General features: G+C 55.6%; 24 protein-coding genes. 7 read left to right on the top strand and 17 right to left on the bottom strand.

The features are described 5' to 3' along the window. Positions 1-9 precede the first annotated feature (9 nt). Genes ALFI_RS00165 through ALFI_RS00150 form a run of 4 tightly spaced genes read left to right on the top strand, consistent with a single transcriptional unit; the run spans position 10 to position 5,850 of the window. Positions 10-1,347, top strand: coding sequence for a TolC family protein (locus tag ALFI_RS00165; RefSeq protein ID WP_175282382.1), 1,338 nt, complete (start codon positions 10-12; stop codon positions 1,345-1,347). Positions 1,348-1,374: 27 nt separating this feature from the next. Continuing rightward, the gene (locus ALFI_RS00160; RefSeq protein WP_014774297.1) at positions 1,375-2,385 is read left to right on the top strand and encodes an efflux RND transporter periplasmic adaptor subunit; all 1,011 of its coding nucleotides are present in this window, start codon (positions 1,375-1,377) and stop codon (positions 2,383-2,385) included. Positions 2,386-2,399: 14 nt separating this feature from the next. Further along, entirely contained in the window at positions 2,400-5,540 is a 3,141-nt protein-coding gene (locus ALFI_RS00155; RefSeq protein ID WP_009596246.1) for an efflux RND transporter permease subunit, read from the top strand. A gap of 16 nt (positions 5,541-5,556) precedes the next feature. Further along, complete coding sequence (locus ALFI_RS00150; RefSeq protein ID WP_009596264.1) at positions 5,557-5,850, top strand: PG0541 family transporter-associated protein; 294 nt, start codon at positions 5,557-5,559, stop codon at positions 5,848-5,850. 273 nt (positions 5,851-6,123) lie between these two features. Here the strand turns inward: ALFI_RS00150 and ALFI_RS00145 are convergent, their stop codons facing one another. Next, positions 6,124-7,011 carry an IS3 family transposase gene (locus tag ALFI_RS00145; RefSeq protein WP_117615371.1) on the bottom strand — a complete coding sequence of 296 codons (888 nt, stop codon included), beginning with the start codon at positions 7,009-7,011 and terminating at the stop codon, positions 6,124-6,126. Then, a complete protein-coding gene (locus ALFI_RS00140; RefSeq protein ID WP_052312767.1) occupies positions 6,942-7,556 on the bottom strand; it encodes a helix-turn-helix domain-containing protein in 615 nt (204 codons plus the stop codon). The genes ALFI_RS00145 and ALFI_RS00140 overlap by 70 nt, the downstream gene beginning before the upstream one ends. A gap of 73 nt (positions 7,557-7,629) precedes the next feature. On the opposite strand from ALFI_RS00140, the gene ALFI_RS00135 reads away from it, so the two are divergent. Together ALFI_RS00135 and ALFI_RS00130 are read left to right on the top strand one after the other, a co-directional pair. Then, entirely contained in the window at positions 7,630-8,547 is a 918-nt protein-coding gene (locus ALFI_RS00135; protein ID WP_244264986.1) for a hypothetical protein, read from the top strand. A 156-nt stretch (positions 8,548-8,703) separates the two neighbouring features. After that, on the top strand, positions 8,704-8,994 hold the full coding sequence (locus tag ALFI_RS00130; RefSeq protein WP_009598294.1) for a hypothetical protein: 291 nt from the start codon (positions 8,704-8,706) through the stop codon (positions 8,992-8,994). A 101-nt stretch (positions 8,995-9,095) separates the two neighbouring features. On the opposite strand, the gene ALFI_RS00125 is transcribed toward ALFI_RS00130, so the two are convergent. From ALFI_RS00125 to ALFI_RS00115, 3 genes are read right to left on the bottom strand one after another with little or no spacing between them, the layout of a single operon-like run. After that, complete coding sequence (locus ALFI_RS00125) at positions 9,096-9,866, bottom strand: metal ABC transporter ATP-binding protein (protein ID WP_009598188.1); 771 nt, start codon at positions 9,864-9,866, stop codon at positions 9,096-9,098. Next, positions 9,863-10,768 carry a metal ABC transporter solute-binding protein, Zn/Mn family gene (locus ALFI_RS00120; protein ID WP_009598305.1) on the bottom strand — a complete coding sequence of 302 codons (906 nt, stop codon included), beginning with the start codon at positions 10,766-10,768 and terminating at the stop codon, positions 9,863-9,865. Before ALFI_RS00120 ends, ALFI_RS00125 begins: the two co-directional genes overlap by 4 nt. Further along, the gene (locus ALFI_RS00115; protein ID WP_014774295.1) at positions 10,761-11,555 is read right to left on the bottom strand and encodes a CPBP family intramembrane glutamic endopeptidase; all 795 of its coding nucleotides are present in this window, start codon (positions 11,553-11,555) and stop codon (positions 10,761-10,763) included. Before ALFI_RS00115 ends, ALFI_RS00120 begins: the two co-directional genes overlap by 8 nt. A gap of 394 nt (positions 11,556-11,949) precedes the next feature. Here ALFI_RS00115 and ALFI_RS00110 point away from each other — a divergent pair, with 394 nt between their 5' ends. Next, positions 11,950-12,444 (top strand): PaaI family thioesterase, encoded by a 495-nt coding sequence (locus ALFI_RS00110; RefSeq protein WP_014774294.1) that lies wholly within the window; start codon positions 11,950-11,952, stop codon positions 12,442-12,444. 240 nt (positions 12,445-12,684) lie between these two features. On the opposite strand, the gene ALFI_RS00105 is transcribed toward ALFI_RS00110, so the two are convergent. The 12 genes from ALFI_RS00105 to dnaA all read right to left on the bottom strand — a co-directional run bounded on the left by ALFI_RS00105 (position 12,685) and on the right by dnaA (position 23,293). Beyond that, positions 12,685-13,152: a helix-turn-helix domain-containing protein gene (locus ALFI_RS00105; RefSeq protein WP_014774293.1), complete on the bottom strand. Its 468-nt coding sequence runs from the start codon at positions 13,150-13,152 to the stop codon at positions 12,685-12,687. 659 nt (positions 13,153-13,811) lie between these two features. Further along, positions 13,812-14,198 (bottom strand): HIT family protein, encoded by a 387-nt coding sequence (locus ALFI_RS00100; RefSeq protein ID WP_009598313.1) that lies wholly within the window; start codon positions 14,196-14,198, stop codon positions 13,812-13,814. Between the two features lie 459 nt (positions 14,199-14,657). Further along, the gene (locus ALFI_RS00095; protein ID WP_014774292.1) at positions 14,658-15,143 is read right to left on the bottom strand and encodes a hypothetical protein; all 486 of its coding nucleotides are present in this window, start codon (positions 15,141-15,143) and stop codon (positions 14,658-14,660) included. 1 nt (position 15,144) lies between these two features. Continuing rightward, entirely contained in the window at positions 15,145-17,385 is a 2,241-nt protein-coding gene (locus ALFI_RS00090) for a RelA/SpoT family protein (RefSeq protein ID WP_014774291.1), read from the bottom strand. Between the two features lie 6 nt (positions 17,386-17,391). Continuing rightward, complete coding sequence (gene recA / locus ALFI_RS00085) at positions 17,392-18,408, bottom strand: recombinase RecA (protein WP_009598282.1); 1,017 nt, start codon at positions 18,406-18,408, stop codon at positions 17,392-17,394. A 28-nt stretch (positions 18,409-18,436) separates the two neighbouring features. Continuing rightward, entirely contained in the window at positions 18,437-18,916 is a 480-nt protein-coding gene (locus tag ALFI_RS00080) for a hypothetical protein (RefSeq protein WP_014774290.1), read from the bottom strand. 4 nt (positions 18,917-18,920) lie between these two features. Next, positions 18,921-19,382, bottom strand: a complete 462-nt coding sequence (gene bcp, locus ALFI_RS00075; protein WP_009598309.1) for a thioredoxin-dependent thiol peroxidase — start codon at positions 19,380-19,382, stop codon at positions 18,921-18,923. 83 nt (positions 19,383-19,465) lie between these two features. Continuing rightward, positions 19,466-19,678 carry a hypothetical protein gene (locus ALFI_RS00070; protein WP_014774289.1) on the bottom strand — a complete coding sequence of 71 codons (213 nt, stop codon included), beginning with the start codon at positions 19,676-19,678 and terminating at the stop codon, positions 19,466-19,468. A gap of 122 nt (positions 19,679-19,800) precedes the next feature. Beyond that, on the bottom strand, positions 19,801-20,334 hold the full coding sequence (locus tag ALFI_RS00065) for a cupin domain-containing protein (protein ID WP_014774288.1): 534 nt from the start codon (positions 20,332-20,334) through the stop codon (positions 19,801-19,803). Between the two features lie 54 nt (positions 20,335-20,388). After that, entirely contained in the window at positions 20,389-21,285 is an 897-nt protein-coding gene (locus ALFI_RS00060; protein WP_014774287.1) for a helix-turn-helix transcriptional regulator, read from the bottom strand. Between the two features lie 6 nt (positions 21,286-21,291). After that, on the bottom strand, positions 21,292-21,807 hold the full coding sequence (locus tag ALFI_RS00055; RefSeq protein WP_130062616.1) for an STM3941 family protein: 516 nt from the start codon (positions 21,805-21,807) through the stop codon (positions 21,292-21,294). 73 nt (positions 21,808-21,880) lie between these two features. Continuing rightward, positions 21,881-23,293, bottom strand: a complete 1,413-nt coding sequence (gene dnaA / locus ALFI_RS00050; protein WP_014774285.1) for a chromosomal replication initiator protein DnaA — start codon at positions 23,291-23,293, stop codon at positions 21,881-21,883. Between the last annotated feature and the right edge of the window lie 48 nt (positions 23,294-23,341).

The following is a 23,341-nucleotide window of genomic DNA, read 5'->3' as shown; positions in this document are numbered from 1 at the left end:
GGATATTTTATGAAAAAACTGATTTTAACCGTGTGTCTTGCTGCGACGGGCGTTTTCGGCGCTGCGGCACAAATGCGTCTCACGCTCGGTGAGGCCCTCGATCTGGCGCTGAGCGAGAACCCGACCGTCAAGGTCGCCGAAATGGAGGTGCAGCGCTTCGACTATGTGAAGCGGCAGACGTGGGGGAGCTGGATACCTCAGATTTCGGTCGGCGGCACCTATACCCGCTCGATCGTCAAGCAGAGCATGACCAAGGGGCTTTCGTTCGGAGCCGACAATACGCTGGCGGCGCAGGGCGACGCCACGTGGACGCTCTTCGCTCCGGCGGTGTTCCGCACGCTGAAGATGAACGACGTCCAGCGGGCTGCCGCCGTGGAGTCGGCGCGCTCGTCGCGGATTACGCTGGTCGCCGAAGTCAAAAAGGCCTTCTATAACATTCTGCTGGCCGAGCAGTCGCTCGAAGTGCTCCGCGAATCTCAGGCCACCGTGCAGCGCACCGTGGACGACACCAGATTGCAGTACGACAACGGACTTGCGTCGGAATACGACCTGCTTACGGCGCAGGTGCAGCTGAGCAACCTGAAGCCCTCGATCCTGCAGACCGAGAATTCGATCCGCTTGGCCAAGCTGATGCTCAAAATGTACCTTTCGATCCCTGAGAACGTCGAAATCGAAGTCGTCGGAGAGCTGGACGCCATGCGCGACGCGGTGCTGGCGGGAACCGACGGCCTGACGACCGACGTGCAGGATAACTCCGACCTGCGTACGCTCGAACTGCAGGAGGATCTGCTCAAACGTCAGCTCAAAGTGGCGAACGCCGGACGCATGCCCACGGTCACCGCATTCTTTACGGCGACCTATACTGGTAACGATATCGACATGACGAAGCTCAATTTCGGCGGTGCGGAGGGAGGACAGCCGGGCGACGTGCTCGACGGTTCCAAATTCTGGTGGCAGCACCCGATGTCGGCCGGCCTGCAGGTTTCGATCCCTATTTTTTCGGGCCTTACGAAGATGAACAGGTCGCGCGAGATCAAGAACCAGATTTCGCAGATCGGTCTCCAGCGGGATTATGCCCGGCAGCAGATCGACGTCGAGGTCCGCGCGGCCCTGAACGACCTGCTCACCGCGCGCGAGACGATGTATGCGCAGGAGCTGACCGTCGCGCAGGCCCGCAAGGCCTACAGCATCTCCGACACCCGCTACCGTGCGGGCGCGGGAACGATCCTCGAACTGAACAGCGCGCAGCTGGCGCAGACGCAGGCTGAGTTGAACTTTTCGCAGGCGATTTTCGACTACCTGACCGCCAAGGCCGAGTACGACCGCATCGTCGGCAAGGAGAATTAGCATAAAATCGAAAAACAGATAAAACCTATGAAGAATTTAACAGTTATGTTGATCGCCGCCGCAGCCCTCGCCGGCTGCACGGGCAAAAAAACCGCCGACGTCCAGCAGGAGACCCGTGTGCTGACCAAAACCGAGACGGCCGTCTCAGCTCCGGTGCAGCTTGCCGAGGAGTTCACCTCCGAAATCGAACCTTACAAGCAGAACGACATCACGCCCGCGGCGTCGGGCGTGCATATCGACCGGATTCTGGTCGAGGTGGGCGATCCCGTGCGTCAGGGTCAGCTGATCGTGACGCTCGACCCCACGCAGTACACCCAGCAGCTCGTGCAGCTGAAGACCGTCGAGGACGACTACAACCGCCTGCTTCCGGTCTACGAGGCGGGGGGAATCTCGGCCCAGCAGATCGAGCAGGCCAAGGCCCAGCTCGACGTGCAGCGCGAAGTGGTCGCCAACCTCAAGAAGAATATCGAGGTCCATTCGCCCATTACGGGCGTCGTCACGGCCCGCAACTACGAGTCGGGCGACCTGTTCGCCGCGCAGCCTATCCTGCATATCATGCAGATCGATCCGCTGAAGGTCGTCGCCAACATTTCGGAGCAGTATTTCCGCAACGTGAAGGTCGGCATGCCCGTCGATCTGAAGGTCGATATCTTCCCCGGCGAGACCTTCCCCGGCACCGTGTCGCTGATCTATCCGGCGCTCGATCCCGCGACCCGCACGTTCAAGGTCGAGGTGAAGGTGCCCAACGCCAAGCGTACGCTGCGTCCGGGCATGTTCGCCCGCACGGGATTCAACATGGGCGAGAAAGAGGGTGTCATGGTGCCCGACGTGGCGGTCCAGAAACAGGTGGGCACCGCCGAGCGGTTCCTCTATGTCATCAAGGGTGACAGCGTCGCCGAACGCCGCCGGGTCGAGGTGGGCCGTCAGGTCGGCGACCGCGTGGACATCCTTTCGGGCGTCGCTCCGGGCGAGCGGGTTGCCGTGACGGCTTTGTCGAAGCTTTTCGACGGCGCCAAGGTCGAAGTCAAACAGAATTAAACGCCCCGACGCATATGAAAATTTACGAAAGTGCGGTCCGCAAACCGGTCTCCACGGTGCTGCTGTTCGTCGGCGTGATGGTCTTCGGACTCTTCTCGCTGATGAATCTGGCCGTGGACCAGTATCCTGAGATCGAGATTCCGCAGATTTCGGTCATCACGATGTACCCCGGCGCCAACGCCGCGGAGATCGAGACCAACATCACCCGCGTGCTGGAGGACAACCTCAATACGGTGAGCAACCTCAAGAAACTGACCTCCAAATCGCAGGACAACGTGTCGATGATCACCGTCGAGTTCGAGTACGGTTCCGACCTCAATGAGGGTGCCAACGAGATCCGCGACGTGGTGAGCCGCGTGCAGTCCATGCTGCCCGACGACATCGACTATCCGACGATCTTCAAGTTCTCGACCTCGATGATCCCCGTGATGATGATCGCCGTCACGGCCGAGGAGAGCTATCCGGCCCTTAGCAAACTGCTCGACGACAAGCTGGTCAACGTGCTGAACCGCGTGGACGGCGTGGGTGCCGTCTCCGTTATCGGTGCGCCCGAACGCGAGGTGCAGGTCAATGTCGATCCCGCCAAGCTCGACGCCTACAACCTGACGGTCGAGCAGCTGGGCCAGATCATCGCCGCCGAGAACGTCAATATTCCGAGCGGCACGATCGACATCGGCAACAACACCTTCAACATCAAGGCCGACGGCGAGTTCAAACTCAGCGACGAGCTGCGCAAGGTCGTGGTGTCGAACGCCGGGGGCCGCACGGTGATGCTCTCCGACGTGGCCGAAATCCGCGACACGCTCGAAAAATTCACCATGGACGAACGTGTGAACGGCCAGCGCGGCGTGCGCGTGATGTTCCAGAAACAGTCGGGCGCCAATACCGTGAATATCGTCCACGAAATCCAGAAGCGTCTGCCCGAAATCCAGAAGACGCTGCCCAAGGACGTGAAGATGGAGCTGATTTTCGAAGGCTCGCAGGAGATCACCGACGCCATCGGGTCGCTCTCGGAGACCATCATGTACGCCTTTATCTTCGTGGTGCTGGTGGTGATGATCTTCCTCGGACGCTGGCGGGCGACGCTTATCATCTGCATGACGATCCCCGTCTCGCTGATCTGCTCGTTCATCTACCTCTTCGCCACGGGATCGACGCTGAACATCATTTCGCTCTCGTCGCTCTCGATCGCCATCGGTATGGTCGTCGATGACGCCATCGTGGTGCTGGAGAACATTACGACCCATATCGAGCGGGGATCGAGTCCCAAGGAGGCCGCCATCTACGCCACCAACGAGGTGTGGCTGTCGGTCATCGCCACCACGCTGGTGGTCGTCGCCGTGTTCCTGCCGCTGACGATGGTGCCGGGCATGGCCGGTATCCTCTTCCGCGAGCTGGGCTGGATCGTGACGATCGTGGTCTGCGTCTCGACGACGGCGGCCATCTCGCTCACGCCGATGATGTCGGCCTACCTCCTCAAACTCGACGGAGGCGTACACGACTACAAAGGCGTCGGCATCGTCTACAAGCCGATCGACCGTGCGCTCGAATGGCTCGACGACATCTACGCCCGTTCATTGAACTGGGTGGTCCGCCACCGCCGCATCACGATCTTCTCGATGATGGGCCTTTTCGTCGTTTCGCTGGGACTGATCACCCGCGTGCCGACCGAGTTCTTCCCGCCTTCGGACAACAGCCGTATCTCGGCGATGGTCGAGCTGGAGCAGAATATCGGCGTGGAGTATACGGCGCGCATCGCCCGGCAGATCGACAGCATCATCTATGCGAAATATCCTGAGATCGTGCTGGTGTCGGCTTCGGCCGGAGCCAACTCTTCGGACAACGCCTTCGCCGCGATGCAGACCACCGGCTCGCATATCATCAACTACAACATGCGTCTGACGGATGTCGAGGGGCGCGAGCGTTCGATCTACGTCGTTTCCGACCTGCTGCGCGAAGACCTCGACCGGATTCCCGAAGTGCGTCAGTACACGGTGACGCCGGGCGGCATGTCGGGCAGCATGAGCGGCTCGGCGACGGTCAATGTCAAGGTTTTCGGCTATGATATGGACGTCACGAACGCCATCGCCAACGACCTGAAGGAGAAGATGCGCGGGATGAAAGGCGTGCGCGACGTGAAACTTTCGCGCGACGACCTGCGCCCCGAATACAACGTGGTCTTCGACCGCGACCGCCTGTCGTATTACGGGATGAACAGCGCCACTGCGTCGCAGGCCGTGAAAAACCGGATCGACGGTCTCGTGGCGTCGAAGTACCGCGAGGACGGCGACGAATACGACATCGTCGTACGCTACGGCGAGCCATTCCGCACCTCGGTCGATGACGTGGAGAACATCACGCTTTACAACGCGCATGGCCGCCCCGTGAAACTCAAGGAGGTCGGCCGGGTGCAGGAGGAGTATGCCGCTCCGATGATCGAGCGCGAGAACCGCCAGCGCGTGATCTCGGTGCAATCGACGCTGGGCGCCGGCGTCGCGCTGGGCGACGTGGTGGCCGAGGTCGAAAAGCTGATCTCCGAATACCACATCCCCGACGGCGTGGACCTCGAAGTGGGCGGCACGGTCGAGGATCAGGGCGACGCTTTCGGCGATTTGGGCGTGCTGTTCATCCTGATCGTCATTCTGGTCTATATCGTGATGGCCACGCAGTTCGAGTCGCTGCTGTTCCCGTTCATCATCATGTTCACCATTCCGTTCGCCTTCACGGGCGTGTTCCTCGCGCTGTGGATGACTTCCACGCCACTGTCGCTCATCGCCCTGATCGGCGCCATCATGCTGGTGGGTATCGTGACCAAGAACGGTATCGTGATGGTGGACTACATGAACCTGCTGGTCGAGCGCGGTTCGGGCGTCTTCGACGCCGTGATCGCCGGCGGCAAGAGCCGTCTGCGTCCCGTGCTGATGACCTCGTTCACGACTATTCTGGGCATGCTGCCGCTGGCGATCGGTACGGGCGCAGGCTCGGAGACGTGGCAGCCGATGGGTATCGCCGTGATCGGCGGTCTGACCTGTTCGACCCTGCTGACGCTGTTTATCATTCCTGCGCTCTATTCGGTATTCGTGAACCGTTCCCAGCGCAAGGAGAAGGAGAAACTGGCCCGTCTGTCGGCCGAACATCAGGCGAGTGTGCATTAATTAAGGTAAAACGATTATGAAAGCAGTATTCTTATCCTATAATCAGGCGCTTACCGACCGTGTGAACGCCATCCTCGACGAGCAGGGCATCCGCGGCTTCACCCGCTGGGCGCTGACCGAGGGCCGCGGCTCCGTCGACGGCGAACCGCATTACGGCACGCATGCGTGGCCGTCGATGAATGCTTCGATCATGGCGATCGTCGACGACGAAAAGGTCGCGCCGCTGATGGCGGCCTTCCGTGAAATGGACGCCGCCACCAAACTGCAGGGCTCGCGGGCCTTCGTCTGGAATATCGAGCAGACCTACTGATCGCCGGGCGTTCCGCCCGCTGTCCGGAAATGCAGAAAAGCCGCAGGATTTTTCCTGCGGCTTTTTTCGCTTTCGCCGCCTGTTCCCGCCGAGGGGTGTTTGGTTTTATGCTCCGCCTTTTCTCCGGCTGATGCTCCGCCCGCTTTTCTCCTGCCGACGTTCCGCCCGCTTTTCCCTGCTGACGATTTGTCCGCTTTCTCCGGCTGACGGTTCCTCGTTTCTTCTCGGCTGACGATGAAGTGCACCCCAAATATTGGACGGATTAGTATTTGTTTAGATGGCATGAGTTCGGTATTGTACCGGGCTCATGTTGTTTAAGTATTTCTTTATCCGCTTGTTATTGTAGTAGTCGATATATTCTTCCAATTCTTTTCGGAAATGGTCTATGGATGAGAATTTTTGCAAATATAATAATTCGGACTTCAATAATCCAAAGAAACTTTCCATAGCAGCGTTATCCAGACAGTTACCCTTGCGCGACATGCTCTGTGTAATACCTTTCTGTCTTAAACGGAGCTGATACTGCTTCATCTGATACTGCCAGCCCTGGTCGGAATGCAAGACAATACCCGGAGAATCCGGTATTCTGGCAAACGCATCGTCCAGCATCTTCATGATCTGCATAAAGTTAGGGCGTTCAGCTATTTTATAGCTAATAATCTCCCGGTTATATAAGTCCATAATCGGCGATAGATATAACTTTACGCCGCAAACCGAAAATTCCGTAAGGTCAGTAACCCACTTCTGATTCGGTTTTTCGGCTGCAAAGTCGCGTTGCAGAAGATTGGGCGCTATCCGTCCGATCTGTCCTTTGTATGAACAGTATTTACGGAGCCTGACCTGACTTTTTATCCCGCAAATATTCATCAGCTTAAGTACGGTTTTGTGATTTATCGCATATCCGATCTTATTCATTTCAACGGTAATGCGCCGATAACCATAACGCCCCTTATGTTCGTGATATAACCTTATAATACTCTCTTTTTCGCGAGCATATTTATCGGGTTGTTTTGATTTTCTGAAGTGATAATAAAATGTGCTTCGCGCCATCCCTGCGGCTTTGAGCAATACTGAAAGCCGGCACTGCGGCCTTAGTCCTTCGATGGCTTGGGCTCTTTCCCGCTCTCGCGGACAATGCGCTCCTCGACTAAGGCCTGCAATTTTTTTAAGTAAGCATTCTCGGCACGAAGATACTCCAGTTCCTTAAGCAACTCTTCGTGCGGAGTCGTTTTGAGTTTGACTTTTTTAGTCTTCGATTTACTCATGGCCGGCCTCCTTCTTTGCGGTTTACGCCGCAGGCCTTCAGCACCTTGGTTTTGATAGAGCCGCTCCCATTGACGAATAACAAAAGGGCCCGGAATGCCGAAATGCACTGCTGTCTCCAGCAAAGATAGATGATTTTGGTGCATATGCTTCAAAACTGACAACTTAAATTCTGCACTGTAGCTACCGTGGCGCAGCTTAAGGCCGGCAAGGCCATGGCGCTCGAATAATGTTACCCACAAGTGAACTTGCGAGCGGCCACAGCCCAAGTGACATCCGGCTTCCCTAACCGAAAGTCCGCCTTCGAGTACCAGTTTTACGGCCTTTAAACGAATCTCATAATTATATTTCATAAAAAACACCCCAAAAGTGTCCAACTTTTGGGGTGCAGTACAACGATCTTCCTCTTTTTTATTATCCCTTCCGCTTGCCGCTGCGGCCATAAATATTTAGTGCTCAACCGTGGTATGAATCTTGCGAGTTGTGCGGCAGGAATTAACCAACACTATTATTTGCGTGAAAACAATCTTTACAACATTCGCTCTATCTCTTGCGTTGTGTGCCGCTGCCGGAGCGACGGCCCAAGTCAGGAGCGCGGCGCCGGTGCCTGCGGCCGATACCGTGATGCTGTCGGAGACCACCGACGGCGATTATCTCGTCCGCAGGTTCATCGTCAAACGTCCCGGCGACACCGACTACTCGGTCCGCTACCAGATCAATCTGGCGAAACTCTCCTCGACGCTCGACGGCAATTCGCGGGAGCTCGGCGATCTGGACGACTTCGTCGGCAACCTGATGAAAGACACGCTGATGAGGGTCAAATCGGTCGAGATCACGGGATATTCGTCGCCCGACGGTCCGCTGAAATTCAACGAGACGCTGGCCCGGAACCGAGCGCAGGATTTCAAGAATTACGTCGATCGAAAGTATGGTTTTTCAAATAAGTACGACGTGACGGTCAATGCCGTCGCCGAAGATTGGGAGATGTGCCGCTCATTGGTCGCCAAGTCGGAGGTGCCCGACAAACAGTCCGTGCTGGATATCCTCGACGGCAGCCGGTCGCCTGATGCCAAGGAGCTGGCGCTCAAAAAGATGCCTTCGGCATGGAACTATATGAAAAAGAATATCCTTCCGCCGCTCCGCCGGGTCGAACTGACGATCAATTACGGCGAAGGCAGCGTCGTCGAGCAGCGCACGATGATTCCCCGGCCCAAACCCGCGCCGCAGCCCGTCTGCGAACCCTGCGGATGCGAGGTGATCGACGAGTCGATAACGGGCATCATCGTCGAAATGCCCGGATCGGATGTCGATTATAAAAAGGAGCTCCGCGAAGCGAAGAAAATCGTCCGGGAGCAGGAGCGAGCAGCCCGCAAGGCGGCCCGGCAGGAGGCTAAAGCCGCCAAAAAGAGTTACAGGGAGTTGGAAAAGATGTAAGGCCGAATAATACGGTAAAAAGGATTCCGCATGCGGAATCCTTTTTTTTTGCATGGGCCGGCGGGGATTATTTCAGCGGCGTAGGGCATAAAACGTTTGATAATCCGAAAGCTTTTCGTACCTTTGTCGGAGCAAATTTTTAAAACGCACAATGATATGGCAAATTTAAGGAACCTGAAAAAGGAGATCGACTACCGTCTGGAAGAGGTGGTTTTCGACTGCGATATGGCGATCTGCTTCCAGCCTTCGAAGGAAAAGGAGGTTTTCGAAGTGATGCAGGAGGCCGTTGCCGTCCGCAACGATCTCTTCACGAAGGCCAACAATCCCGCCGAGCCGCACAACCGTTCGCTCGTCCGCAAGCATTTCGCCGCTCTGCGCGTCGAGATGGTGGAGGCTTATGACAAGCTTTTCGAGAAGCTGAGCAAGATCAACGAGGCGAAGAAATAAGCCGTTGTCCGATTTCCGGTATCGGGCCGAGAGCGCATAAACGCTCGCGGATGGAGGCCGGTCTATAAATTAAGCGCGTTCCCCGCCGGGGAACGCGCTTTTTATTCGTGGTCGCAACAGCAGTCGCCCGGATGATGCTCCAGCACCGTGTGGGGAATGTGCCCGTGCGACACGAGCTGGATGGGGCAGTCGTAGTTGCGCAGCTGCTCTTCGGTGATGATGTTCGAGCGGTGGCGGTGTACACGGCGGTTCACGCAGACGATCTCCTTCACGACGCTTGAGATGGTGCCGATGTCGTGCGACACCATGACGATTGCCATGCGGCGGTTCAGTTCGTGCAGCGTGCGGTAGAGTTCGTTTTCGAATTTGTTGTCCACGAAGTTGGCCGGCTCGTCCAGAATCAGCAGTTTGGGATCGGAAATGACGGCTCTGCACAGCAGCGCCCGCTGCATCTGGCCGCCCGAAACTTCGCCGATAGGGTTGCGGGCCGTATCGGCCACGCCCGCCGTTTCCAGCAGGCCGAGTGCTTTTGCGCGGTCGGCTTTCGTATAGCGGCTGAAAATTCCCTTGTGCCCCTGCAAACCCGACAATACCACTTCGAGCACCGAGATGGGGAACGTGCGGTCGAAATCCGATAGCTGGGGCATGTAGCCGATCAGCCGCTCCTTGTCCCGGAACAGTTCGGGTGCGAGCCGCACCTCTCCGGTATGGGGCACCGTGCCCAGAATCGCCTTCACAAGGGTCGTCTTGCCGCCGCCGTTCGGGCCGATGACACCCAGAAAGTCGTTTTTCGCAATCTCCAGATCGACGTGCTGCAGGGCTTCGTAGCCGTCGTATGCGACGCCGACGTCGCGTAGCGTTACCAGATTCATCGCCGCGTGATTATGTCGGTTATCGCGTCGATATTGGCGATCGCATCTTCGCGCAGCGGGTCCACTTCGACATATTCAGCGTCGATGTCGCGTGCGATGATCTCCACGGCGGATGCCGGAAACTGACTTTGATAGAGGATGCGCCGTACGCCGTCCTCACGGGCCTGACGGATGACCTGCGTCAGCTGCTTGGCCGAAGGTTCCTTGCCGTCTGCTTCGATCGCCACCTGCCGGATGCCGTAATCCCTTGCGTAATAGGTGAGGGCGGGGTGGTAGATGATGAAGTATTCGATGCCGCTCTGCGCGATCTTCTCGCCGGTGCGGGCGTCCAGCGCCCGTAAATCGGCCTGCAGTCGTTTGTAATTCGTTTCGTACTTCACCGAGTCGGGATATGCCCGGCGAATGGCCGCATAAGCGTTCTGCGCCATTTTCTGCAATGCGCGGGGCGATGTCCATACGTGGGGATCGACGCCGTGAGCGTGGCTATGGTTGTGGGTTTCGGCGTGGGAGGTGCCGTGTCCGCCGGATGTCTCCTGCTCCGCATGCGTGCAAGCGTGCGAACAACTGCCGGCGATCAGTTCTATGCCCTGACTGAGATTCACGACCTTGCCGCGCTCCTCGATCTTGGATAACAGCGTGGTTTCGAAGTCGATGAGTCCAACGTTGAAGATCATCTCCGCCCGGTTCAGCCCGATGAACTGCCGGGGCGTCGGTTCGAACGTTTCGGGACTTGCGCCGAGAGGTACCAGCACTTCGATCTTGAAGTCGTCGCCCACGATTTCCTCCACGAGACTGCGGAGCGGGAGGATCGAGACATACAATGTCTTTTCGTCCGCCTGCTGGCGGGGCGTGCAAGCGCCCATCAGCGCTGCAATAAATATGAAAACGAGTTTTTTATACATATTGTCTGTTGATTATCAGTGTTTTTCCTGAAATATGGTAGGGTAGTCCCTTCCGTTTCTTGTATATGACGACTAATGCGATTGCGATCAGCAGCGTGCACAGGCGGAGGCTGTTCGCCCACAATCCGCCGACTGCGCCGCTCCCGCTCCCGCTGAACAGCATCCACGGCGCGTTCATCAGCGTATGCGGCCAGATTACGCTCCACAGATTGTTCTCCGATTCCACATAGATCCAACTGAAAAAGATGCTTCCGGCAGTCGTGACGCCGAAAGCTGCCGATGCGGAAATCAGGTCGTCACCCTGATACAGATGCAGCGATCCGAATGCCAAAGCCGTCAGCGTCGCTGCCGGCAGAAATCCCCAACGGGCTGTCCGGAACAGCTCTCCGAATACGAAACCTCTGAAAATCAGCTCCTCGAAGAATCCCGCGACGACTATGAACGTAAACATGTGATCCGGCGGCGTTTCCCGGTTGAAACTGCCGATGACCGCATAGCCGGCAAACATGGGGACCGTACTCAGCACTCCGAAGAGCAATCCCCGGCCGAATCCGTGCGTCAGTCCGAGCCTATATAATATGGTATCGGGTCGGTGCAGCAACAGAAGCGCCGCTGCCGGAATTATACTCGCAATCAGGTAATGCAATATGTAGTGAATTGATTTGCAAGTAGATATGAAATTTGCAAATGGCCGAACGCCGAGGTTGAAATACCACGTCACGAAGAACAGCCCGAAAGCCGTCAGGATAATTGCCGAGCGTTTTATACAGCTGTCATTTTCAGCCATTTGTTCCGGATTTGATATTGCAAAAGTAGCAAAAATTCGGTGAAGTTATATATCGTCCGATTGCGGGATAGCGCTTATATGCTCAATTTGCCGAATAATCGGGATGTAATAGTGTATAAAGATTCGATTATGAATAAAATAGACCTTCTATTTGCAATAATTTAACATAATGTGAATATTACACCAAACATTGCGCCAAGGAGGTTGATTCCTCCCTGTGACTTTGTTGTCGGGATTGAATAATATTCCGGATGAAATGAACCGGATTTGCATTGCCGAAGACGGTGAGATTCGCGGGAAAATGGCTATCTTTGTTATACCGGGCCGATTTCGGAACCGATTCTCAGATCACGGAACAGATTCGGTCCGCACCGCAACGATCGAATAGCATATTATGAAGAAGATAACGAATCCTTGGCGCGGCATGGACGGTTACCATTGCTACGGCTGCGATCCGAACAGTCCGCAGGGACTGCGGATGGAATTTTACGAAAACGGCGATGAAATCGTGAGCGTCTGGCATCCTCGTCCCGAATACCAAGGTTGGGTGAATACGCTGCACGGAGGCATTCAGGCAACGCTGGCCGACGAGATCAGCAGCTGGGTCGTATTCCGGAAGTTTCAGACGAGCGGCGTTACTTCGAAGATGGAGGTCCGCTATCACAAGCCGATTCACACGACTGATGACCATATCGTTTTGCGGGCTTCCGTGCGTCGGCAGCGTCGCAACATCGTTGAGATCGAAGTCCGCATCTATGACCGGCACGAAGTGTTGTGCACGGAGGCCGTATGCGTTTATTTCCTGTTTCCCCCGGACAAGGCGCGTTCGGAATTCCATTTTTGCGATTGCGGCGTCGAAGCGGCCGAAGAAAATCCGTTGAATAAATAAGGCGGCAAGTTGATGTTTGCGCCGGTTGCAAGTTAAGGCGGCCAAATTTGCGCCATGTGCAAGTAAGGCAGGTTTTTAAACCTGCCTTGTTAATTTGTTGTCGGTGGGTGGTCGGGATTGGATTGTCTGCGATTTCGCCGCAATTTCTTGTCCGGTTCCGTTACCTTGGAATATACCGGAAGCCGGTTTTTTTACGCTCTGAGAATCGAGTATTCCGTCCCGCAGCCCGTATGAATTTTTTTAACGCTTTGTCGTCGGCGTAAAACTTTCGAAGGTCTGATCGTCATATAGCACGACGATCCGTTTGACGTTAGCGGTAAACAATGCTGCCGGGAGCTGTCGTTGCGGTGCCGGATCGTCGGTTTCGTTTTCCGCCGTTTCCGGCTGCCGTTTTTCTTCAAGCGGATGCCGACCGGAGGAGACAAGGCCGAAAAGGTCGCCGCCGGGCGACGCGGGCTGGCTCATCGGCTGCGGAGCTGACGATTGGGCCGGCGGCTCGTCGCGGTACATCTTATCCGAGTCGAGCAGCAGCCAATCCGGGTTGATCCGGGGAAACCTCCGGAGAATCTTTTGCAGCAGATCGAAGCCCGGTTTGTTGCGTCCGGCGAGAATATGGGAGATTCCGGCGGGATTGATTCCCAGCAGCTCGGCGAGCTGGCTTGGCTTCAATCCTTCATTTTTCATCAAATCGAGCAATTTTTCCCTCATCAACAGAATTTTTTACAAATATAAATATTTGTTTTTTGTAAAACAAGTAATTTTTGCATTTGTAAAATGTTAATAAGTGTTGAAAAAGTTTACAAGTGTAACGAAGGGAATATTGTTAAATCTACCTCCGGTGGTTGATATCATGTATTAGTTGATATATTTTACTTTAAATAGCTGGATATTAGTAAGTCTATGCTGTATGATGTCCATGTGTATGCAATACTCCCCTATTCCCGACAGGCTATATTTGCATATATCAATTAGAGTTGTATATAATTATTGTAATTCATTGGTTATAATTGAATTAATCTCCAATGTTTAACCATTTGACACCTCCTCGATTATGCGTGGAACGCTATTTAGAGCCAGTCTGCCTATTATTTACAAATGGATATATTAACACATGTATCGACGCTTGTGTATTTACAAGTGTAATTACAAATGGAAATACTTCCTCCATTGTGTATTTACAAGTGTAAATTCACCACCCTATTTTAGGAAAATTTTGATTTTTTTAACGGATTTCCGACGGATAATCGCCTGAATTATTAGCTTTCGTTGATTGGCGATATATTATGTTAAATAAACAATAGGCGGATAGTGTTAATAACCCAATACCCGCCTATTTTTCAGTTGTTTATATAATTGTAAACAGCTGCCTATTTCGAAAGTTTTGTTGCGATTTCTTCGAACTCTTCCGGAGTCAATTTGAGCTTTTCCCGGTGAAAATCCACGTCGTTTTCGCTCTTAATGGGGATCAGATGGATGTGCGCATGCGGCACTTCAAGCCCTAAAACCACCACTGCGACTCTGGAACACGCTATTTCCTGCTTGATTTTACCTGCGACTTTTTTGGCGAACAGCATCATGCCTGCCAATGTCTGATCGTCGAGGTCGAAAATGTAGTCTATTTCCTTTTTCGGTACGACCAGCGTGTGCCCTTTCGTCAGCGGATTGATATCCAGAAAGGCGTAATAGTTTTCGTCTTCGGCGACCTTATAGGAAGGTATTTCGCCTGCGATAATGCGTGAAAAAATGGATGCCATATATTTATCTTTTAAAGTTTCTTAGTTTAGTCCCGTGAGGATCTTTCACGAGGATGCGCCGTAAGCCGTGACGCTTGGGATCGACAAGATCACCGTGGTCCAACCCGATCGACAGAAGGTTTACATGGCCCTGCGTTCATATATACCCCGAAAAAGCATTGGCGCTATACCCTCCTGCTTAATTCGCCGTGTTTGTCGCTCCTCGTTGTTTATAGCCCCCCCCCACAAAATAGGCCGTCGGACTTTCGATACGTTTCGCAAAAAAGTGCCGACAGAGCGTTTCCCATTATTTTTCAGTATGTCCTTGCAAATGGTGCTGTCAGAGCTTTTTGTCGCTTTTTTGGGCGTCCCTGCGAAATAGCGCTGCCGGAACTTCCCGTTGTTGTTCGGAGCCTCCGCTATCTGCCTGCTGTCACTGTGCGGAAATCGCCGTCTTTCGGCAGGCTGCTCTTCAAAGCCTTATTCTTCGTTGAATTTGGGCTTGAGTATCTCCGAGTAGATAACTGCCTTGCGCAGGTCGAAATCCTCCGTAATTTCCGCTACAGCCTCCGCTGTCGTATGCTTGTCCCCTGCTGCGTGTTCTTCGTGCAGGATTTCTTCGTGGGGATGCCGTCCGTCCGGAGCGTTTTTGCGTCCGGCGTGCCGCCCGGAGCTTTTGAAATCGGCCGTTTTGCGGGCGACTTCACCGAATCCGGGCGTCGGTGCGGGCTGCTGCATTGCGGAACGCAGTCGGTCGGTTTCCGCTCCGGATACGGTCTCCTGACTGTCCGGGTGCCGCATTTCATCCGCAGATTGCGTGTCCCACGAGGGCCAAGCTTCGTGCTGAGTGTGCTTTTGGGTCTCGTGAGCCTGTTTTTTCGCCTTTTTGCGAGCCTGCGAGGTCGCGTTGAACAACATGGCTGCAAAAATCGCCACGACCCATATTACGGTTGAATAGTCTTCCATATCAGCTTAAAGTTCGTTTGACACTCTCGATCCCTTTTATCTTACGCAGTTTCGTCATCACGTCCTGCAGGCCCTCGGCGTCCTTGACATAGAGACTGATGCTGCCTTCGAAGATGCCGTCGTGGCTGTGGATGCCGACTTCGCGGATGTTGATGCTGAAATCGGCGCTCACGACTTTCGCCAGATCCAGCAGAATTCCCATACGGTCGATGCCGCGCAGTTCGATGGTGACCAAATACGACATCGCCTTGTGTTGCGACCATTTGATCTCCTCCTTGACGATATTCCGGCCGAACTGGGTCGCAAGACGGTTCAATTCGTCGCACGTGGCTTTGTGGACGATGATGTTGCCGGTTTTCGGATCGCGGTAACCCACGACCTTGTCTCCCGGAATCGGTTTGCAGCATTCCGCTATCTCGAACTGGGGCGTTTCCGGCTGTTCTTTGGCCGGGTGCGCTGCATTCGGCGCCGTTTCGCCCGCGTCGTTGATAGCCGCCGGGTCGTCGCCCTCCTCGTCCTCCTTTTTGTTGATGAAAAGGGTCCAGAACTTGAGTATCTTGCTTTTGGAGTTTACTTTCAGGACTTTGTCGAGGTCCTTCAGGTCGATGATGCCGGCTCCGATCTTGCTGTACAGCTCCTCCTTGTTGTTGCTTTCGTATATCGGGACGATCTTGCGCAGGACACGGCCGCTGAGCTTGATATTCAGCGATTTCATCTTCTCGTCGAGCATTTGCATACCCCGCTCGATGTTGTTCTGGCGTTCGCGCTTCAGGAAGCTTTTGATCGACTGCTTGGCCTTGGCCGTGGTCGCTATTTCGAGCCATTCGGGCTTGGGGCGGGCATTGTCGGCCGTGATGATCTCGATCTGGTCGCCGCTGTTGATCTGCGTGGTGATCGGTTCGAGTTTGTGGTTGATCTTGGCGCTGATGGCGCTGTTGCCGATCTTCGAGTGGATGTCGTATGCGAAGTCGAGCGCCGTAGCGCCGAACGGCATTTTTCGGGCCTCGCCTTTTGGTGTAAACACCACTATTTCCGAGGTATACAGCGATAACTTGAAGTTATCCAAGAAGTCAACTGCGTTTTCCGTCGGGCTGTTCAGCGCCGCGCGGATCTGCTTCAGCCATTTGTCGAACTCGTCTTCGTCCTGCGAAATCGTGGCGTGCTTGTATTTCCAGTGGGCGGCGAATCCCCTTTCGGCGATATCCTCCATCCGCTGGGTGCGTATCTGCACTTCGACCCATACCCCGTCGGGACCCATCACGGTCGAATGCAGCGCCTCGTAACCGTTGGCCTTGGGCATCGAAATCCAGTCCCGCAGGCGGTCCGGCTTGGGGGTGTAAATGTCGGTGATCGTCGAGTAAACCTGCCAGCACTGCGTTTTCTCCGAAGGGAACGGCAGCGGTTTGAAGACGATGCGGATGGCGAACAGGTCGTAAATCTCCTCGAACGGAATCTGCTTGCGCTGCATTTTGCTCCAGATCGAGTAGATGCTCTTCACGCGGCCCGAAATCTCGTAATTGATGTTGTCGCGGTTGAGCGCGGCGATGATCGGGGCGTTGAATTTGTCGATGAACTCCCGGCGCGACGCCTCCGTTTCGTTGAGTTTCTGCGTGATTTCGGCGTATTGCTGCGGGAAGCGGTACTTCATGCAGAGGTCCTCCAGCTCGCTTTTGATCGAGTAGAGTCCCAGCCGGTAGGCCAGCGGAGCGAAGAGGTAGATGGTTTCGCCCGTAATCTTGATCTGCTTGTTCATCGGCATCGCCCCCAGCGTGCGCATGTTGTGCAGGCGGTCGGCGATCTTGATGAGGATGACCCGCACGTCGTCCGAGAGGGTCAGCAGTACCTTGCGGAAATATTCGGCCTGCTCCGAGGTGTCGGCGTTGAAGACTCCCGACATTTTGGTCAGCCCGTCCACCATCGAGGCTATCTTGGGACCGAAGATGCGTTCCATGTCCTCCACGGAGTACTCCGTATCCTCCACCACGTCGTGCAGCAGAGCCGCAACGACCGATTTCACGCCCAGCCCGATCTCCTCGATGACGATCTTGGCTACTGCAATAGGATGCAGGAGGTATGGCTCGCCGGAGCGGCGCCTTACCCCCTGATGTGCCTCCTTGGCAAGGAAAAATGCTCTTTTGATGAAGTTCCAGTCCTCGTCGTTCTTGCAGATCTTCGTACACGAGAGGAGCAGGTCGTCCCACTTTTCCTTGATTATTACTTCATCCTCGGCAGTATAATCCATAAATACCTATTTTTCTTTGGGCGCCTTCATGGCTTCGCGCACCTTGCCTTCGATCTCGTTGCGGAGCTCCTCGTCGTTTTTGAGCAGTTCCTTGACGGCGTCGCGGCCCTGACCGATCTTGCGGTCGCCGTACGAGAACCACGATCCGGCCTTCTTGACAACGCCGTAATCGACGCCCAGATCGACGATCTCGCCGATTTTCGAAATGCCCTCGCCGAACATGATGTCGAATTCCGCGCGTTTGAACGGAGGCGCCACCTTGTTTTTCACGACTTTGACCTTCGTGCGGGTTCCGAGCTGCTCCTCGCCGTCCTTGATGACCGACATGCGGCGGATGTCGATGCGCACGCTGGCGTAGAACTTCAGGGCGTTGCCGCCCGTGGTGGTTTCGGGGTTGCCGTAGACCACGCCGATCTTGTCGCGCAGCTGGTTGATGAAGATGCAGACCGTCTTGGTCTTGGAGATGCTCGACGTCAGCTTGCGCAGCGCCTGCGACATCAGGCGGGCCTGCAGGCCCATCTTCGAGTCGCCCATCTCGCCTTCGATCTCGGCCTTGGGGGTCAGCGCCGCCACCGAGTCGATGACGATGATGTCGATGGCGCTCGAACGGATCAGCGAGTCGGCGATCTCCAATGCCTGCTCGCCGTTGTCGGGCTGCGAGATCAGCAGGTTGTCCACGTCCACGCCCAATTTCTGGGCGTAGAAACTGTCGAAAGCATGCTCCGCGTCGATGAACGCCGCGATGCCGCCCGCCTTCTGCGCTTCGGCGATGGCGTGGATGGCCAGCGTCGTCTTGCCCGACGATTCGGGACCGTAGATCTCCACGACGCGGCCTTTGGGATATCCGCCCACTCCGAGGGCTATGTCGAGCGTGATCGAACCCGTCGGAATCACCGGTACGTCGCTGACTTCCTGCGAGTTCATACGCATGATCGACCCTTTGCCGAAGTCTTTTTCTATTTTTTCCATCACTGCGTTGAGCACTTTGAGCTTATCCGCATTTACCTGTACTTTTTCTGCCATTGTCTTTGTCTGTTATTTTTTCTTTTTTTTATCTTTTCTGCTGCCTCATTCTGTCGAGGGCTTTTAGGTTGTCGGGCCGCTTGTCGGCTCGCGAGTCGCGCGGCAGCGGGAACCGCAGGGTCCGGGCGTCCAGCGCACGGTCGGGATACGGACTCCAGTTGTCGGCCGAGGTGTTGCCGACACTCATCCGCCACAGGCCGACTTCCTTGCTCAGGTCGCGTTTGGGAACCATCGGCACGGCGGTGGTCGCGGCTTTCTCCGCGCGGGTCTGAATTGCCTGCCGCAGCTTCCGCCGGGCGCGCAGGAGCGGGTTTGCCTCTTCGCGCAGCCATTGGAGACTGAGCGGTTCCAATTCTTTGAACAACAGTGTCCGGGCGGCGGCGCGGGCCTTGAACGACAACTCGTCCGGAGTGTCGTACAGGGGGCCGGCCGGATATTCCTGAGCATACGGCTGCAAGGTGCCGGAAAGACAGCCTGCGACGAGTAATATGCTCCCCAACCGCTTCATCGCCCTATTTGTATGCGTCCAGAATCTGCTGATAGTGGTTCTTGGTGTCTACCTTCGTGAAAACCTGTTCGATGCGTCCTTCGGCGTCGATGACGAACGTCGTGCGCAGTACGCCCATGTACTTGCGGCCGTACATCGATTTTTCGGCCCACACGCCGTACGCTTCGCATACGCTGTGGTCGGTGTCGGCCAGCAGCGTGAAATTCAGGTCGTGCTTCGCGCAGAAATTCCGGTGCGACTTCTCGCTGTCGGGGCTTACGCCGACGATCCGGAATCCCCTCCTCGTCAGTTCCGCCTTGCCGTCGCGCAGGCTCTGCGCTTCGAGCGTGCAGCCCGACGTATTGTCCTTGGGGTAGAAATAAAGTATCGTGCGCTGTCCTTTCAGGTCGGCAAGCGTCAGTGTCTCACCGTCTTGGGTCGTGGACTTGAAATCGGGGGCCATATCCCCCGCCTGAAGCTGTGTCATGTGTTTTCGAAAAAAGGGTTTATTTTTTCAAAGATAGAAATTTTTCACGGATTTTCCATATTTCCGCGCCGACTTTTTGCGCGCTAATCCCACATGTAAGTCACCTCTATCTGCTCGTTGAATTCCTCCTGCGTGGTGTTGAGTCTCTTGAGGCAGGCCGGGCACCGGATGGCCGTTTCGGTCTCGACGTATTCGCCGCAACCCACGCACATCGGCAGGACGCCGTAACCCGGCTGCATGTAGTGCTCGAACTGCGCTCCGCAGTGGCGGCACCTGATTTTGTAAGCTGTTCCCATAATCGTTTTTCTTTTAGGTTCACGTTGCAAAGGAACGGCCTTTGTGTGACAGGTTGTGACACGAAATAAAAAACGTGCGTTTTTTATTCAAAACACACGTTTTTCGTTCTGTTTTCCGCCGGTCAATGCGCGTGCTCGGCTTCCATGGACTCCTGCTGGGTCTTGTGTATCGTGCCGTGAGGATGCTCCGCGGGAGCGTAGATCGAATAGATCTTCAGCGTTTTGTCGCCCTTGTTGACGATGTTGTGCCATTTGCCGGCCGGGACGAAGATCGCATAGTCGTCCTTGACCTCTTTCACGAAGTCGAGTTTGTCCGCGCTGTCGCCCATCATCACCTGCGCCGTACCCTCTTCCACGCGCAGGAACTGGTCGATGCCGTTGTGCAGCTCCAGCCCGACGTCGCCGCCGACGGGAATCGCCATGACGGTGACCTGCAGGTTGCCGCCCGTCCAGAGTACGGTGCGGAAATTCTCGTTGGCAAGCGTGTAGCTTTCGATGTCGAGCACGGTCGGTTCGGCTCCGTAGTCCTTGAATACGATCGTTTCCGCGGTTGTCAGTTGCTTCCCCGCCGTTTCCGCCGCCGGCGTCTGCCGGCAGCAGGAGCCTGCGGCAAGTGCCATACACAATGCTCCCGTCAATATACTGCCTGTTTTCATAGGTGTTGGTATTTTAGTATTCGTGCAAGAGCAAATGTAGCGAAAAAACGCGGCTCAGGAAATATTCGCTCTGATATAATTGTGTATATATGTGGTAAGTTCGGGCGAATCGACGATGCGGATGTCGTCCAGCAGCCCTACCACGAAGCGGCCTACCCCGGCGAATCCCGCCACTTCGGTGTCCAGCAGCCAGCGTCCCCTGCCCAGCGGCCGGACGTCGCGCTCGGCCAGCGGGTACTCCTCGCAGAGCAGGTTGTAGGCCAGCAGTCCCAGCTCCAGCCGTACGCGGCGGCGTGCGCCGCCGTGCATGCGGAAGGCGTCGATGAAACCTTCGCAGTGTTCCGGTTCGTGTTCCCACGGGGCTTCGGTCAGCTCGGCGGAGCCGATGCGCGAGGTTTTGAAGAGCTTGCAGGCATGCGCTTCGGGATCGTAGCACCACACCTGCACGTAATTGGTCGTAAAGGCGAACGGCTCTACCCTGCGGTCGCGGACTTCGCCGCCGTGCGCCGACTGGTAGCCGTGCAGGATCACCTGCCGATGCTCGTCGATGGCTTCGATGAGCGTGCGGATATTCGGAGAGTTCTTGCCCCGTACGACCGTGTCCGCCAGCGTTTTATTGTCGTATACCGAGTAGAGTTTGCGCTTGAGGTTCTGTTTGAGCATGTTCGTGTCGTCAATGTTCTCGATGGCGCTTTTGAGTATCACCGCCTCCTCCTCGGTGAAGTGGACGAGCTGAGAGATGTCGCGGAAATGGGGCGATTCCTTGTCGAGACGGATGCAGTTGCCGCTCTTCTTGATGACGAATCCCGCTTCGCGGAAGGTGTCGATGTAGCGGTAAACCGTCCGGCGCGACATCTGCAGCCGCTCGGCCAGTTGGTCGATGTTGTATGTGGTGTTTGCCGTCAGCAGTTTCATCAGCCGCAGCAGGCGTTCGAGTTTGGATTGGTCCATGATGAGTTATCGTCCGTATTTTTCGAGGTATTCGCAAAGCGTTGCGTATAATTCGTCCCGCCTGCAATGGATGGAGGAGGGTGAAATGTTGATCGCCGAACCCGTGAGCCGTTCGTCGAGCCTTCTCAGCCATAGGCGAAGCCTGTTGTGGCTCTGCACGGCCGGCTTTTGCGGTTCGGAGGTGATGACTGCGATAAAGGGTTGTCCGTTGATGTCTGCTTCACGGAAGGATCGGATTTCGTTCCATTTCAGCGCGTACTCTCTGCCGTTCGGTTGGCGGACCGTGAGTTTTTCGGGTGTGAGTGTCAGCGCTTCGCTGTTGCGTGCCAACCGTCGGAGGACGAGCAGTCCGGCAGCGAAACAACCTCCGAAAAAGAGTATGCCGGCATAGCCTACGATCCTTACGGGCAGGTTGCCGGGATGCAGGCGGATGAGCAGCAAGCCGGCCGCTCCGAATGCAGGGGCGCCTATAAGTATCAGGGCCGCCGTCCGGAGCATTTTGAAGTGATAGACTTTTCTCATGCCGCAAAGATATAAAAAAGCCGTGACATATCCTGTCACGGCCCTCTGTTTGGGTGTTACGGTATGTGCTGCACTATTGTGCGAGTACTTTCTTTTCGATCTCTTCGACTTGGCGGCGGAATGCCTTGTCGGTTTCGATGAGGTTCGACACGGCTTTGCACGAGTGGAGCACCGTAGCGTGGTTGCGCCCTCCGATGGCCGAACCGATGGTCGTGAGCGGTGCTTTGGTGTGCTGCTTGGAGAGGTACATGGCGATCTGCCGCGCCTGCGCGATCTCACGCGTGCGCTCCGTCGAGTTGAAGCGTTCGAAATCGAGGTTCAGGTACTCGCATACGACCTTGATGATGTGGTCGATGGTGATCTCCTTCTGGTAGAGCTGCACGTATACCTTCAGTATCTCCTTTGCCAGCGACGTGGTGATCTTGCGGCCGAGGAACGAGGCGTTGGCGACCAGCGACGAGAGCGCGCCTTCGATTTCGCGCACGTTGGCCGAGATGTTGTCGGCCAGATAGGCCACCACGTCGTCCGAAATCTGGGCGCCGAGTTTCTGGGCCTTTACGCGGATGATTTTGAGTTTCGTTTCGTGGTCCGGCGTATTGAGCTGGGCCGAGAGTCCCCATTTGAAACGCGTCAGCAGCCGCTGTTCGATGTCCTTCAGCTCCACGGGCGGCTTGTCCGAAGTGAGGATCAGCTGCTTGCCCGCCAGCTGGAGATGGTTGAAGATGTTGAAGAACGCGTTCTGCGTACCCGTCTTGCCCGTCAGCTCCTGAATGTCGTCGATGATCAGCACGTCGATCATCTGGTAGAAGTGGATGAAATCGGGGATTTCGCCGTTCTTGTAGGCCGTCTGGAACTGCGCCTGAAACTTGTTCATCGAGACGTACAGCACCTGCAGTTCGGGATGGCGCTGCCGCACCTCGTGGCCGATGGCCTGCACGATGTGGGTTTTGCCCAATCCTGAGTTCCCGTATATATATAAGGGGTTGAAGGGGTTGTTGCCCGGATTCACGGCCACGGACATGCCCGCCGAGCGCGCCAGCCGGTTACATTCGCCTTCGATAAAGGTCGCGAACGTCAGACCCGGATTGAGCTGCGGGTCGATAATTATCTTCTTGAGTCCCGGAATTACGAAGGGATTCTTTATATTTGCGGTATTGGTCTGCGTGTTGAAACGCGAGATGGCCGTGGTGTCGGCGTCGGCGGTGACGGGTACGGCCTGAGCGGCCGAACGGGGCACGGCGTAGTGCAGCCGGGTCTGCTGGCCGTAGAGCTGCGAGATGATCGGGCGCAGGAACGGAATGTAGTTCTTCTCGATCTGGTGGACGTAGCTCTCGTTGGGAACGCGCAGGCGAAGGTTCGTGCCGTCGAATTCGAGCGGTACGATCGGCTGGAACCATTTCACGAACTCCTCTTCGGAGGTCTGGGCCTTGATTCGGTCAAGGCAGTTCTGCCACATATCGCTATATGTTTGCGCGTTGTTTAACATGATAAGGGTTGCACTGTTTTTGATGTGACAAAGTTGTGAATAATTTTG

It is taken from the genome of Alistipes finegoldii DSM 17242 (genome assembly GCF_000265365.1).
Classification (GTDB): Bacteria; Bacteroidota; Bacteroidia; order Bacteroidales; family Rikenellaceae; genus Alistipes; species Alistipes finegoldii.
This window is presented reverse-complemented; position numbering and strand designations above follow the sequence as displayed.